The sequence below is a fragment of the Pseudomonas sp. FG35 genome, from assembly GCF_057809295.1.
Map to the genome: position 1 here is coordinate 22,669 of NZ_JBMDJR010000004.1, position 13,150 is coordinate 35,818.

12 protein-coding genes are annotated in these 13,150 nt (G+C 58.2%); 5 read left to right on the forward strand and 7 right to left on the reverse strand.

The genetic code is table 11. From position 1 onward, the window contains the following. Nucleotides 1–34: 34 nt before the first annotated feature. From argR to acs, 7 genes are all read right to left on the reverse strand, one after another. Nucleotides 35–1,015 carry a transcriptional regulator ArgR gene (gene argR, locus ACODTD_RS09165; protein ID WP_011335538.1) on the reverse strand — a complete coding sequence of 327 codons (981 nt, stop codon included), beginning with the start codon at nucleotides 1,013–1,015 and terminating at the stop codon, nucleotides 35–37. Between the two features lie 111 nt (nucleotides 1,016–1,126). Beyond that, complete coding sequence (locus ACODTD_RS09170) at nucleotides 1,127–1,891, reverse strand: ABC transporter ATP-binding protein (protein ID WP_003227281.1); 765 nt, start codon at nucleotides 1,889–1,891, stop codon at nucleotides 1,127–1,129. A gap of 23 nt (nucleotides 1,892–1,914) precedes the next feature. Next, complete coding sequence (locus ACODTD_RS09175; protein WP_011335539.1) at nucleotides 1,915–3,039, reverse strand: succinylglutamate desuccinylase/aspartoacylase family protein; 1,125 nt, start codon at nucleotides 3,037–3,039, stop codon at nucleotides 1,915–1,917. Between the two features lies 1 nt (nucleotide 3,040). Further along, on the reverse strand, nucleotides 3,041–3,739 hold the full coding sequence (locus ACODTD_RS09180) for an ABC transporter permease (protein ID WP_011335540.1): 699 nt from the start codon (nucleotides 3,737–3,739) through the stop codon (nucleotides 3,041–3,043). Beyond that, complete coding sequence (locus tag ACODTD_RS09185; protein WP_007951063.1) at nucleotides 3,736–4,425, reverse strand: ABC transporter permease; 690 nt, start codon at nucleotides 4,423–4,425, stop codon at nucleotides 3,736–3,738. The genes ACODTD_RS09180 and ACODTD_RS09185 overlap by 4 nt, the downstream gene beginning before the upstream one ends. A gap of 91 nt (nucleotides 4,426–4,516) precedes the next feature. After that, complete coding sequence (locus tag ACODTD_RS09190) at nucleotides 4,517–5,290, reverse strand: ABC transporter substrate-binding protein (RefSeq protein WP_011335541.1); 774 nt, start codon at nucleotides 5,288–5,290, stop codon at nucleotides 4,517–4,519. 558 nt (nucleotides 5,291–5,848) lie between these two features. Then, nucleotides 5,849–7,804 carry an acetate--CoA ligase gene (acs, locus tag ACODTD_RS09195; protein WP_007951065.1) on the reverse strand — a complete coding sequence of 652 codons (1,956 nt, stop codon included), beginning with the start codon at nucleotides 7,802–7,804 and terminating at the stop codon, nucleotides 5,849–5,851. 463 nt (nucleotides 7,805–8,267) lie between these two features. Here acs and ACODTD_RS09200 point away from each other — a divergent pair, with 463 nt between their 5' ends. The 5 genes from ACODTD_RS09200 to ACODTD_RS09220 all read left to right on the forward strand — a co-directional run bounded on the left by ACODTD_RS09200 (nucleotide 8,268) and on the right by ACODTD_RS09220 (nucleotide 13,147). Further along, the gene (locus ACODTD_RS09200) at nucleotides 8,268–8,528 is read left to right on the forward strand and encodes a DUF2790 domain-containing protein (RefSeq protein ID WP_489104767.1); all 261 of its coding nucleotides are present in this window, start codon (nucleotides 8,268–8,270) and stop codon (nucleotides 8,526–8,528) included. 555 nt (nucleotides 8,529–9,083) lie between these two features. After that, nucleotides 9,084–10,334 carry a ribonucleotide-diphosphate reductase subunit beta gene (locus tag ACODTD_RS09205; protein WP_007951068.1) on the forward strand — a complete coding sequence of 417 codons (1,251 nt, stop codon included), beginning with the start codon at nucleotides 9,084–9,086 and terminating at the stop codon, nucleotides 10,332–10,334. A 347-nt stretch (nucleotides 10,335–10,681) separates the two neighbouring features. Then, on the forward strand, nucleotides 10,682–11,212 hold the full coding sequence (locus ACODTD_RS09210) for a BRO-N domain-containing protein (RefSeq protein WP_011335543.1): 531 nt from the start codon (nucleotides 10,682–10,684) through the stop codon (nucleotides 11,210–11,212). Nucleotides 11,213–11,326: 114 nt separating this feature from the next. Further along, on the forward strand, nucleotides 11,327–12,040 hold the full coding sequence (locus tag ACODTD_RS09215; protein ID WP_011335544.1) for an HNH endonuclease: 714 nt from the start codon (nucleotides 11,327–11,329) through the stop codon (nucleotides 12,038–12,040). A gap of 120 nt (nucleotides 12,041–12,160) precedes the next feature. Further along, nucleotides 12,161–13,147: a hypothetical protein gene (locus ACODTD_RS09220; RefSeq protein WP_489104768.1), complete on the forward strand. Its 987-nt coding sequence runs from the start codon at nucleotides 12,161–12,163 to the stop codon at nucleotides 13,145–13,147. The last annotated feature ends 3 nt before the right edge of the window (nucleotides 13,148–13,150 follow it).

Sequence of the window (13,150 nt, forward strand, 5' to 3'; positions counted from 1 at the left end):
TGGGGTCGATCTCCATGGCGCAGGGGCTAACCGGTCAACCGCGCTCTGGCGGCACCGACGACAGTTCGAAAGGACTGCTGCTGCGCCGCTGGTTGCGGTCTTCCCGCGGCGTGGCGCCGAAGAAGTTGCGGTAGGCGCTGGAGAAATGCGGCCCCGACGAGAATCCGCACGACAGGCCGATCTGGATGATCGACTTGCTGGTCTGCATCAACATCTGCCGGGCCTTGTTCAGGCGCAGTTCCAGGTAGTACTGGCTGGGCACGCGGTTGAGGTATTGCTTGAAGATCCGCTCCAGCTGCCGACGGGACACGCACACGTGCTGGGCGATTTCGTCGGTGGTCAGCGGCTCTTCGATGTTGGCTTCCATCAGCAGCACCGCCTGGGTGAGCTTCGGATGACTGGAGCCGAGACGGTTCTGCAACGGAATGCGCTGACGCTCGCCGCCTTCGCGGATGCGTTCGACCACCAGTTCTTCGGAAACCGCACCGGCCAGTTCCGCACCGTGATCGCGAGCCAAAACTGCCAGCAACAGATCGAGCACCGACATGCCGCCGCACGCGGTCAGGCGATCTCGATCCCAGTCGAACAAATGGCTGGTGGCGATGACTTTCGGGAAGCGTTCGGCGAAATCGTCCTGCCAGCGCCAGTGCACCGCCGCGCGGTAACCGTCGAGCAGACCGAGTTGCGCCAGCGGATACACACCGGCCGACAGACCGCCGATCACACAACCGGCGCGCACCAGTTGCTTGAGTGCGCTGCTGAGTGCCGGCGCCAACGTGGTCGGTGGCTCATCGGCGAGCAGGAACAGTTTCTGGAAGTTTTCGAGCTTGCCGGCCCAGGGTTCGCCGGGCAGTTGCCATTCACCCTCGGCCGGTGCTTCGGCCTGCAGGAAGGACAACTCGTAAACCACGTCCGGATGCACACGCTGGGCAACACGCAAGGCCTCCTCTGCCAGCGCCAAAGTCAGAGCTTTAGTGCTGGGCCAAATCAGGAAACCAATTCGATGGGCAGTCATGGCGGGCGATCCGAAACGTAAACAGAGGGAAAAACCGAAATCGGCTGCAACCAAATTAGACCATCTGGCGCGCTGCGCAGCATGACCTAATCTGGTGCATAACGGGAGCGATTACTTGAGGCTGCCCGAGAGGAATTGTTGCAAACGTTCCGATTGCGGATTGACCAGCACTTCACGCGGGTTACCGCTTTCTTCGACGACACCTTTGTGCAGGAACACCAGCTGGTTCGACACTTCACGGGCGAAGCCCATTTCGTGGGTCACCACCACCATGGTCCGGCCTTCCTGAGCGAGGGCCTGCATGACTTTCAGCACGTCGCCGACCAGTTCCGGGTCGAGGGCCGAAGTCGGCTCGTCGAACAGCATCACTTCCGGTTCCATCGCCAGCGCACGGGCGATTGCCACACGCTGTTGTTCGCCACCAGACATGTGCCCCGGGAACGCATCCTTACGATGAGCCACGCCGACCTTGTTCAGGTAGTGCTCGGCTTTCTCGCGAGCTTCGGCCTTGGACACGCCCAACACGTGAACCGGCGCTTCCATGATGTTTTCCAGCGCGGTCATGTGCGACCACAGGTTGAAGTGCTGGAACACCATCGACAGGCGCGAACGCATGCGCTGCAGCTGTTTCGGATCAGCGGCTTTCAGCGCGCCGTCCTTGTTCGCCACCAGTTTCAGCTCTTCGTTGTTGAGCAGGATCTTGCCCGCGTGCGGCTGCTCGAGCAGGTTGATGCAGCGCAGGAAAGTACTTTTGCCGGAGCCACTGGAGCCGATGATGCTGATCACATCGCCGGCGGCCGCTTTCAGGGAAACGCCCTTGAGCACTTCGTGACTGCCATAGCGTTTATGCAGGTCTTGGACTTCAAGTTTGTACATGCGGTCGGTTCTCACAAAAACAGTCAGTCGTTGAGCAAAGGGCCGTCGCGCAGCGCATCGCGCCCCGCCACTTTGGCCAGCCAGAAACCGGGTTGGGCGTAACGCAGCCGCTCAATGGCAAACAGCACCCCGGACGTACCAGCACACACCGTGCTGACCCGATCCGACAGCGGATCGATCACTTCGAAAATCTTGTCACCGGCTTCAACCCACTCGCCGGGCTTGCGCAGAAAACTCACCACACCGGGATGCGGCGGCAGGAGCATTTCGGTGCCTTCGAACGGCATGCCTTCGCATGGTTCGTGCGCCGCGCTCGGCCACTCGCCACGGATCAGGCCCTGCTCGGCGAGGAACGCCAGAATGCCTTCAGCCCAGGCTTCGGCCTGCGCCGGCGTGGTGTCAGCCTGACCGCCGAGTTCGACGGTGGTTGCCAGGCACGCCAGTGGAATTTGCGCGTCCGGGAACAGACGCGACAGACGCAGCCACGGCAGCGAACAGGCTTCGTCGAACGAGCTGCCGCCGGAATCTTCCGCCAGCAAGCCGACCTTCACGTCCAGGTGCGCAGCGAGCGAACGCCACTGCGGCCAGTGCTGCGGCAAGGCGTACATGTGCAGCGCGGCCTCGCAGTCGCAATGCAGATCCAGCACCACATCGGCTGTGGCGGCGTGTTGCAGCAGGATGCGCTGCATGCCTTGCAACTGGCTACTCGCTTCAGGCAATTCGGCCAGATGGTCGGCCATCGCCTGACGGATCAGACGGATGTTGGCGTGCGGATCATCACCGAGTTGTCCTTCCAGCCTGGCGGCCACGGGGGCGCTGAGCTCGACGAAATCACGGTTGAAATTCTTGCCGCTGCCGGCCTCGAAACGGCCCTGGTGGTTGCCTTGCAGCAACTGGCCAAGACCCAGCGGGTTGGCCACCGGCACCAGCTCGATGACGCCGTTGAGCAGGCCCTTGGCTTCGAGTTCGCCGAGGCGTTTTTTCAGTTCCCAGGCGGTGCGCATGCCGGGCAGTTCGTCAGCATGGAGGCTGGCCTGGATGTAGGCCTTGCGCCCACCACTGCGCTCTCTATTTCCAAAGCTGAACACCGAAATCCGGCGCTCGCTGCCCAGGTGGCTCCACGGCAGAACGTGGTCGATGCGTTCCATATCAGTGCTTCCTCGGGGCCAGGTAGCTCAGCCAGCGACGCTCGGCCAGCTTGAACAGGCGCACCAGAATGAAGGTCAGGCACAGGTAGAACACGCCGGCGGTGATGTACGCCTCGAACGGCAGGTAGAACTGCGCGTTGACGGTGCGGGCCGCGCCGGTGATGTCGATCAGGGTCACGATGGACGCCAGACTGGTGGTCTGCAGCATCATAATCACTTCGTTGCTGTACTGCGGCAGCGCCCGGCGCAGGGCCGATGGCAGCAGGATGCGCTTGTACATCTTGACGCGCGACATGCCCATGGCCTTGGCCGCTTCGATCTCGCCGTTCGGCGTGGCCTTCAGGCTGCCGGCGATGATTTCGGCGGTGTAGGCGCTGGTGTTGATCGCGAACGCCAGGCACGCACAGAACGTTGCGCTGGACAGCCACGGCCAGAGGAAGCTCTCGCGCACCGCTTCGAACTGGGCCAGACCGTAGTAGATCAGGAACAGTTGAACCAGCATCGGCGTGCCGCGAATCACGTAGGTGTAGAGCCAGGCTGCGCCATTGACCACAGCGTTCTTGGATACGCGCATCAGCCCCAGCGGCAGGGCCGCGAGCAGACCGAAGAACAGCGACAGCGCGAGCAACTTGAGGGTCGTGACCAGACCGCCGAAGTACAGCGGCAGGGCCTCCCAAATGACGTTGTAGTCGAAGATCATAGATCAGCCGCCCTTACGCCTACCGAGTAGCGCTTCTCAAGGTGACGCAGCGCCAGCAACGAGACACTGGTGATCACCAGGTACATCGCCGCCACTGCGAGGAAGAAGGTGAAAGGCTCGCGGGTGGCGTCGGCCGCCTGCTTGGCCTTGAACATCATGTCTTGCAGACCGACCACGGAAATCAGCGCGGTGGCCTTGGTCAACACCAGCCAGTTGTTGGTGAAGCCCGGAATCGCCAGACGAATCATCTGCGGCACCAGCACCCGGAAGAACACCTGGAAGCTGCTCATGCCGTACGCCATGCCCGCTTCGGCCTGACCTTTGGGGATCGCCATGAACGCGCCGCGGAAGGTTTCCGACAGGTACGCACCGAAGATGAAGCCGAGGGTGCCGATACCGGCGGCCAGCGGGTTCAGGTCGATGTAGTCGTCATAGCCGAGCATTGGCGCGACGCGGTTGAGCAGGTCCTGACCGCCGTAGAAGATCAGCAGGATCAGCACCAGGTCGGGAATCCCGCGAATCACCGTGGAATACAGATCGCCCAGCCACGCCAGCCAGCGCACCGGCGACAGGCGCAACGCGACGCCGATCAGCCCGAGAACGATGGCCAGGGCCATGGACGACAAGGCGAGCTGAAGCGTCAGCCAAGCGCCATCGAGGATGACAGCCCCGTAGCCTTTCAACATGATTCAGGTCCTCGAAAGTTGGGATGAAAAAATGGCGCAAACCGCAGAGATCCTGTTGCTTGCGCCATTTCGGACGGGTCGAGCGACGTCTTTACTTGCCGTAAATGTCGAAGTCGAAGTACTTGTCCTGGATTGCCTTGTACTTGCCGTTCTCGCGGATGGCCGCGATGGCGGTGTTGATCTTGTCTTTCAGGGCGTCGCCCTTGCGTACCGCGATGCCTACGCCGTCGCCGAAGTATTTGACGTCGGTGAACGCCGGACCCACGAACGCGAAGCCTTTGCCGGCGTCGGTTTTCAGGAATCCGTCATTCAACAGCGTAGCGTCCGCCACGGTGCCGTCGAGGCGGCCGGCGGCCACGTCGAGGTAGATTTCGTTCTGCGAACCATAAGGCTTGATCTCGGCACCCAGCGGGGCCAGGACTTCGCGGGCGAAACGCTCGTGGATCGAACCACGTTGCACGCCGATGTTCTTGCCCTTGAGCTCAGCCAGACCTTCGCTGACCTGAGTGCCTTCCTTCATCACGAGGCGGGCCGGGGTGTTGTAGTACTTGTTGGTGAAGTCCACGGACTTCTTGCGGTCGTCAGTGATCGACATGGACGACAGGATCGCGTCGATCTTGCGCACTTTCAGTGCCGGGATCAGACCGTCGAACTCTTGCTCGACCCACTGGCACTTGACCTTCATCTCTTCGCACAGCGCGTTGCCGATGTCGTAGTCGAAACCGACGATGCTGCCGTCCGGCGCTTTGGAGGCGAATGGAGGGTAAGCCGCTTCGATACCGATTTTCAGAGGCTTTTCATCGGCGAATGTCGGCAGGGACAGCACGGACAGTGCCAGGGCGCCAAGCAGCACAAGTTTCTTCATCTTGGGACTCCATCGGTAAAGGGCAAAAACGGCAGAGTGAGCGACAGCCCAATATGCGAATGGGTGTAACGAAATCGGTTGCTGCGTGCGTGGGACAATTCCAGTCAAAACCGCGAAGGCTTCAACGCAAGCCACGACGAGCGAGTGATCGGCATTCTAACGACAGGCCCGAAGCCGATATTTCTTCAATGCGACAACTAATTACAGATGCACTGAGAAACCCGCTTGAGCACATTGACAGCCCTGCAATTTCATGCAAGAGCGAAAGACAGTGAACCGATCTATGCTGCAAATTGCGGGCCTATTATTCGCAAACCCTTCTAATCCGGCAAGCGCGGGGTTGTGTCTTATTTTTCACCGGGGGTTTTGAGGCCCAAAAACGGGGCAATGCGTTTCCGGACGCCCCGTTGCGGAGCGGGCGGTTACACATTCAGTTACTTGAAGGCGGACGGGTAACAGTGGGAATTGCCTGACGGACGAAACCGATAATTATTGGAAAACAAAAAGCCCCGCCCGGCGCAATGCCGGACGGGGCTTCTCAGCCTTCAGACCCGCCGCTTACGCGACGTTCATGGTCTTGTGCGTATCGATCAGATGCTGCACCACACCCGGATCCGCCAGGGTGGAGATGTCGCCCAACCCTTCGTATTCGGCGGTAGCGATCTTGCGCAAGATGCGGCGCATGATCTTGCCCGAACGAGTCTTCGGCAGCCCCGGCGCCCACTGGATCACGTCCGGCGAAGCGATCGGTCCGATCTCCTTGCGCACCCAGTTCTTCAGTTCCAGGCGCAGTTGCTCGCTCGGCTCTTCGCCGTTCTTCAGGGTGACATAGACATAAATGCCCTGCCCCTTGATGTCGTGCGGCACACCGACCACCGCCGCTTCGGCGACTTTCGGGTGAGCGACCATCGCGCTTTCGATCTCGGCGGTACCCATGCGGTGGCCGGACACGTTGAGCACGTCATCCACGCGACCGGTGATCCAGTAGTAACCGTCAGCATCGCGACGAGCACCGTCACCAGTGAAATACATGCCACGGAAAGTCTTGAAGTAGGTGTCGACGAAACGGTCATGGTCGCCGTACAGGGTGCGCGCCTGACCCGGCCACGAATCGAGAATCACCAGATTGCCTTCAGCCTCGCCCTCGATGATGTTGCCGAGGTTGTCCACCAGCGCCGGCACCACACCGAAGAACGGACGTGCGGCCGAACCCGGCTTCAGCGCGTGAGCGCCCGGCAGCGGGCTCATCATGTTGCCGCCGGTTTCGGTCTGCCACCAGGTGTCGACGATCGGGCAACGGGACTTGCCGACGTTCTTGTAGTACCAGTCCCAGGCTTCCGGGTTGATCGGCTCGCCCACCGAACCGAGCAGACGCAGGCTGCTGCCGTCCGCGCCTTCAACAGCGGCGGTGCCGGAGGCCATCATCGCGCGGATCGCGGTCGGTGCGGTGTAGAGGATGTTGACCTTGTGCTTGTCGACGATCTTCGCCACCCGGGTGATGTCCGGATAGTTCGGCACGCCTTCGAACAGCAGCGTGGTCGCGCCGTTGGCCAGCGGGCCGTAAACGATGTAGCTGTGACCGGTGACCCAGCCGACGTCGGCGGTGCACCAGTAGATTTCGCCTGGACGGTAGTCGAATACGCGCTCATGAGTCATGGCCGCGTACAACAGATAGCCGCCAGTGGTGTGCTGCACGCCCTTCGGCTTGCCGGTGGAGCCGGAGGTATAAAGGATGAACAGCGCTTCTTCAGCGCCCATCTCTTTCGGCGCGCAAACGGTGCCCGCCACTTTCATCAGGTCTTCGTACCAGATGTCCCGATGCTGGTTCCACTTGATGTCGCCGCCGGTGCGCTTGCACACGATGACTTTCTGGATGCTGCTGGTTTCCGGGTTGGTCAGGGCGTCGTCGACGTTGGCCTTGAGGGAAATCTTCTTGCCGGCACGGATGCCTTCGTCCGCGGTGATCACCACTTTCGAGCGGCAGTCGATGATGCGACCGGCCAGGGCTTCCGGCGAGAAACCGCCAAACACCACCGAGTGAATCGCGCCGATCCGGGTACAGGCCAGCATGGCGACCACGGCTTCGGGAATCATCGGCATATAAATGGTCACCACGTCGCCGCGGTGCACGTCCTGGCCACGCAGGGCGTTGGCGAGTTTGCACACTTGTTCGTGCAGTTCGCGGTAGGTGATGTTGCGGCTTTCGGAAGGATCGTCGCCTTCCCAGATGATGGCGACCTGATCGCCGCGCTCGGCCAGATGACGGTCGAGGCAGTTGTAGGAAACGTTCAGGGTGCCATCGGCAAACCACTTGATGTCGACATGGTGATCGTCGAACGAAGTCTGTTTCACCGTGGTGAAAGGCTTGATCCAGTCGAGGCGCTTGGCTTGTTCGCGCCAGAAGCCGTCAGGGTTGACGACCGACTGTTGGTACATGGCTTTGTAGGTCGCCTCGTCGGTCAGCGTATTGGCCAGAACCTCGGGACGAACGGGATACAGGGAAGCCGCACTCATCTTTCCTACCTCGGTGTAATAGTTGTTTTTGTATGACCCTGTTGTAGCCGGGGCGCCCGTATAGAACCATTCGACGATGGTAGTAACAAGCCCCTACAAAACATCCAGATACACCGGAGGCACGCTGCCAATACCTTGCCGAAATGCTTCGCAGCCCTTGTGGGAGCTGGCTTGCCAGCGATTCAGGCGACGCGGTCTTTCAGGAAAGCCAAAGCATTACCAACACGATATCCAGCGATTGTTACCAAATCTGCCAAAGGTGTTTATCAAAACCGGGTCTGTTTACCCCTGCCCCGCCTCCCTAAAATTCACCTCGCCGACAAGGCAAAGCGATTAACAAGGTTACAGCCCCCACGAAGGCCGTTAATCCAGTTCTGAAGTAACAAAGCAAAACGATGAAGTTCCACACGCAACCCCAAAAAGGTTGCGTGACCCCACTCGACCTCAAGAAGGTAAATGTCAAATGAAAGCTTTATTGGTTCTGGCCCTCAGCAGTCTGTGCGCAACCGCCATGGCAGACGAGGCTCCGACTGATGTTGCACAGCAACAACCGGCTATCGAGGAATACACTTACTCCACTCACCTGGACATCGCCAAAGTTGTATCGATGAGCGAAGTTCCAAATGTCTGCGAAGTTGTTCCGGCGAAAATGGAGTACGACGACTCCAAGGGTCAGCGTCACATCCTGCGTTACAGCATCATGGGTAACGGCTGCACCAATTGATGCGTTGAGACTGCACCGAATCGGATCACTCAGCGCAACATCGAGGGTCGATTCCAGCCCGGCTTCGGTCGGGCTCAGTTGTGTTTGAAGCGGCGCAAAAGGGTTGCAAAACACAAGATATAGTGAAAAACGCGGTTTTTTGCTCGTTTTTTGAGCAATCAATCACACGCCAAAAAATTAATGAAAAAATTTTCTCCGGGGCCAATCCCGGCGAAAGCCCTGTAAACCCTCGCTCCGATCGAAATCACCCGCGCGCTCGACCGCCCTGCGCTGTTTCGCCCTCCCCCACGCCCGTGTTTTTTTCCCTATAATGCCGCCCTAATCGGGTCAGCAATATTCCCTTACAGGGATCAAAGCCATTCTGAAGCCCCGCAGCAGCGACAACGCTGACCTGCGCCCGTCAGAGGCTCTCGGAAACCCGTAAAAATTTTCTGTTTATTGCCTGCGTAGCACCGCTGCAAAAAACGACATCCAACGCGGCCTGTACGGCCGTGTGAAAAACCAACCAATCAGTTTTCACACGGGCACAGGCCCTCACGCAGGAGACGACACGTCATGCTGAGCTGGGACGAATTCGACAAAGAAGACAGTGAAGTAGCAGCAGTGAAAGGCGCCAACGCCGGCCACGCTAGCGAAGCCAACATGGACCGCCTCGACAGCGCCGGCGGTGCCGCCGCCCTCGAAGCCCGCGCCGTGACCGCCGAAGACTCGGCCGCCGTGGCCCGCGCCAAGGCTGCACTGGATTCCCTCGACGTCGCCGAAGGCCTCGCCGAACTCGAAGGCTCCGCCGCCCGTGTCGCCGTTGACGAAAAGCGCATGATCAACTGCCGCGCCGACCTCAACCAGCTCGTGCCATTCAAGTACGACTGGGCCTGGCAGAAATACCTGGACGGCTGCGCAAACCACTGGATGCCGCAAGAAGTCAACATGACCGCCGACATCGCCCTCTGGAAAAACCCGGAAGGCCTGACCGACGACGAGCGCCGCATCGTGATGCGCAACCTCGGCTTCTTCTCCACCGCCGACTCCCTGGTTGCCAACAACCTGGCCCTGGCCGTGTACCGTCTGATCACCAACCCGGAATGCCGCCAGTACATCCTGCGCCAGGCATTCGAAGAGGCGATCCACACCCACGCCTACCAGTACTGCATCGAATCGCTGGGCATGGATGAAGGCGAGATCTTCAACATGTACCACGAGATCCCATCGGTCGCGAAAAAAGCCGCCTGGGGCCTGAAATACACCCGCGCCATCTCCGACCCGGAATTCAACACCGGCACCGTCGAAACCGACAAAGAGCTGCTGCGCAACCTGATCGCCTACTACTGCGTTCTGGAAGGCATCTTCTTCTACTGCGGCTTCACCCAGATCCTCTCCATGGGCCGCCGCAACAAAATGACCGGCGTCGCCGAGCAGTTCCAGTACATCCTGCGCGACGAATCCATGCACCTGAACTTCGGCATCGACGTGATCAACCAGATCAAAATCGAAAACCCACACCTGTGGGACGCCGAAATGAAGGAAGAAGCTTCGCAGATGATCCTGCAAGGCACTCAGCTGGAAATCGAATACGCCCGCGACACCATGCCTCGCGGCGTACTGGGCATGAACGCGGCGATGATGGAGGACTACCTGAAGTTCATCGCTAACCGTCGCCTGTCGCAGATCGGTTTGAAGGAAGAGTACCCAGGGACGACCAACCCGTTCCCTTGGATGAGCGAGATCATGGACTTGAAGAAAGAGAAGAATTTCTTTGAGACTCGTGTGATCGAATACCAAACTGGTGGTGCGCTTAGCTGGGACTAATGGTCTCGCTCGCCACGATTTGACGATTGCTGCTTGAGTCGTCGAATTGAGAAAGCAAAAAGCCCCGATTTGATCGGGGCTTTTTTATGGGCGGCTGGTAGTCCTTTTCCATCCCTACATTGCAGCGCTCAATCTCCTACAGCACTTACAGCCGCTTCGCATTGAAGCCAACTGCAAGCACCTCTAAGCTCAATTGCAGGTGCCTAAGAAACACCCAACGTAGAAAGCTTGATCAGTCACACAGACGCATATGCCGTCAGTGGAGCTGCCTCGCTCGTTGGGATTTCTTAAGTCCACTCTACGTTGGGGCCAGGCCCTCCAAAATTCTGAACGTAGAGGTAATGGATATGCCCGATCCTTTTTCTGTAACAGTCTTCTCCCGTCACAACCTCGCACTACACGCCCTTCTACTCGAAAACCAAACGTGGTTCTGCGCCCGCGATGTCGGCCGCTTGATGGGGTTCCATCTGTGCGAACGCATGGTCAACAAGCTAGATAAGGATCAACGTCGCGTTTTGTGGATTGAGTATTTTCGGCAACCCGAAAAGCAATTGATGCTCAGCGAATCAGGTGTGTATGCGCTGCTTGTGTACCACTACGTTCCGGGGAACCGGTTGTTGCGAGAGTGGTTGACTCTGCAAGTGGTGCCGGCCTTGCGCGATGCAGAGCACTCAGGACATTCGGAACGACCGATGTTGAGTTTGTTGGATTGGCCGGAGATGTCGTTGAGCTTGCTTCATTGGCAGGATGAAGGCTGGATTCGACTGCGGGATATGCCTTATCTGCTGAACGATCAGACGCAACGACGGACACCGGGGAAGCCTTGGTGGAGAAAGGTTGTGCAGGTGTTTCAGGCTTCAAAGCATTCGATGGGCTAGTGATGGTGGTCGTAGGACCTTGCAAGATCCGTCGATATTTTCTGTAGGAATTTTCGTAGACAGCTGTGGTGGCCACTCAGTATCGTCCGAGGGTTTTCAACCCTCGGCGACTGTATGGACACTTCGAAAGAAAAAACTGGCTGGAGTGATGAGGAGCTAGAAGCTTCTGTAGACGCTTATCTAAAAATGCTGGTTCTTGAACAACAAAATCAGCCATTCAATAAAGCGGACGAGAATCGACTCTTGCGAAAAGGCCCGCTGAGCAAACGCAGTGCCTCGTCAGTCGAGTACCGCATGCAGAACATCTCTGCTGTGATGGATTTAATGGGACTGCCGAGAATTACAGGCTATGTTTCGGCGAAGAATCTCGGCTCCGGTGTCATTACGCGTATCAAAGAGATCCTGGCTAAAAAAGACATGGAAGCGATACGAAACAGCTCACGAAGAGGCACTCAGCTGACTCGATTCCGGCTGATCGAACCTTCCGCACCTGAATTGAATGATGCGCCCCCGGGTGTACTCAACCCGAAGCAGACTAGCGCGACGGTAGTTAGGCTTTCGCGCAAATTAAATGTGAAAAAATGGGTTCTGAAACGTTCTCAAGGTATTTGCGAAGGGTGTGGCCAAAAAGCGCCATTCCAAGATGCTGATGGCAAACCTTTTCTTGAAGTTCATCATCTGAAACATCTCGTTAACGGGGGGACAGACCGTACGAGCAACGCAGTAGCCCTCTGCCCGAACTGCCATCGACGTTGCCATTACTCGAGCGACAAAGAAGAGTTCACTGCTAAGTTTTATAGGAGCGTCGAGGGGTTAGAGGCTGAATAGCTACAAGGTATTTGGCAGTCAGCCAGTTAGAACGCGTTCACCCAGTTGTCCGTTTTGGGGCAGCTTCACAACCCATCGGGGATAATACCCCTCCCCCCACTCAAGGACCCGAGCCCCACCATGAAATTCGACCTCGCCTACTGCCTCAGCCTCGACGACAAACTGTCGATCTATGACGTTCGCGATCTCAATTTCGATGAGACGGTGGCGTTCGATTCTGCGAAGGAGCATTTCCAGTGCCCCAACGACGCCTGTCGTGAGGCGTTCGATGCTTCCAACGAGTTGGGTACGTTCAACGCCAAGAACGTGAATTACGTGCGCACACCGCACTTCAAGAATCTGCCCGGTACGCAGCATGTGGCGGGTTGTCCGTATGTGAGTTTGAAGACGTCGGCGTCGGGGGTTGAGGCGGCGGATGGGGAATCGGATGACGGGCGGGAGGAGCATTTCCCGTCGGAGTTGTTGCTGACACGCCGTGAGTATGTGCGCAAGCCTGCCGCGCCTGCGGGGGCGGCGGATGTGTTGCGGGATGATCCGGTGCGGGTGGCGGCTACCCCCTCAAAAGAATCGCCGAGTCGTGAGACTGCGCCGGACAAGACCAGTGTCTTCGCCCATCCCGTGGAGTGTTTCGTTTCGAACTTCGCGGACAAGGATTTGCTCAAGCGCATGCCGTTGAAGATTGGCGAACATACGGCGCCGTACAGTTCGTTCTTCAAGAAGATCGAGTACTTGATGGACAACAAGGGGCTGATTTATTGGGGTCGGATCAAGAAGATCGAGGACTTTCACAGCGCCAGTTTCCGGATCGATTTCGAGGACAAGGTCTGGTTCAAGAAGCCGGAGGACAGCAAGAAGAAGCCTTATCCGGTCAGTGTCTATCTCAACAAAAAGCTGATCGACAACTACCGCAAGCGCAAGGCGTTTCTGGAAGAGATCAAGCACGCGATCGACAGCGACAAGGAGTTGTTCTGCTTCTTTTATGGCGTGACGCCGGAGTTGAAGCAGGTGCCGGGCAAGAAGAACCCCGAAAAGCCTTTCGAGGTTTTCAATGCCAATATCGAGAATCTGGATCACTTCATCATTCGTGAAGCGCCGGGTCTGGCGTGATGG

What these genes read in the sequence shown, in the direction of transcription:
- ACODTD_RS09220 (WP_489104768.1), top strand. Translation starts at nt 12,161, where the DNA reads ATGAAATTCGACCTCGCCTACTGCCTCAGCCTCGACGACAAACTGTCG.
- ACODTD_RS09215 (WP_011335544.1), top strand. Translation starts at nt 11,327, where the DNA reads ATGGACACTTCGAAAGAAAAAACTGGCTGGAGTGATGAGGAGCTAGAA.
- acs (WP_007951065.1), bottom strand. Translation starts at nt 7,804, where the DNA reads ATGAGTGCGGCTTCCCTGTATCCCGTTCGTCCCGAGGTTCTGGCCAAT.
- ACODTD_RS09200 (WP_489104767.1), top strand. Translation starts at nt 8,268, where the DNA reads ATGAAAGCTTTATTGGTTCTGGCCCTCAGCAGTCTGTGCGCAACCGCC.
- ACODTD_RS09170 (WP_003227281.1), bottom strand. Translation starts at nt 1,891, where the DNA reads ATGTACAAACTTGAAGTCCAAGACCTGCATAAACGCTATGGCAGTCAC.
- argR (WP_011335538.1), bottom strand. Translation starts at nt 1,015, where the DNA reads ATGACTGCCCATCGAATTGGTTTCCTGATTTGGCCCAGCACTAAAGCT.
- ACODTD_RS09190 (WP_011335541.1), bottom strand. Translation starts at nt 5,290, where the DNA reads ATGAAGAAACTTGTGCTGCTTGGCGCCCTGGCACTGTCCGTGCTGTCC.
- ACODTD_RS09205 (WP_007951068.1), top strand. Translation starts at nt 9,084, where the DNA reads ATGCTGAGCTGGGACGAATTCGACAAAGAAGACAGTGAAGTAGCAGCA.
- ACODTD_RS09185 (WP_007951063.1), bottom strand. Translation starts at nt 4,425, where the DNA reads ATGTTGAAAGGCTACGGGGCTGTCATCCTCGATGGCGCTTGGCTGACG.
- ACODTD_RS09175 (WP_011335539.1), bottom strand. Translation starts at nt 3,039, where the DNA reads ATGGAACGCATCGACCACGTTCTGCCGTGGAGCCACCTGGGCAGCGAG.
- ACODTD_RS09210 (WP_011335543.1), top strand. Translation starts at nt 10,682, where the DNA reads ATGCCCGATCCTTTTTCTGTAACAGTCTTCTCCCGTCACAACCTCGCA.
- ACODTD_RS09180 (WP_011335540.1), bottom strand. Translation starts at nt 3,739, where the DNA reads ATGATCTTCGACTACAACGTCATTTGGGAGGCCCTGCCGCTGTACTTC.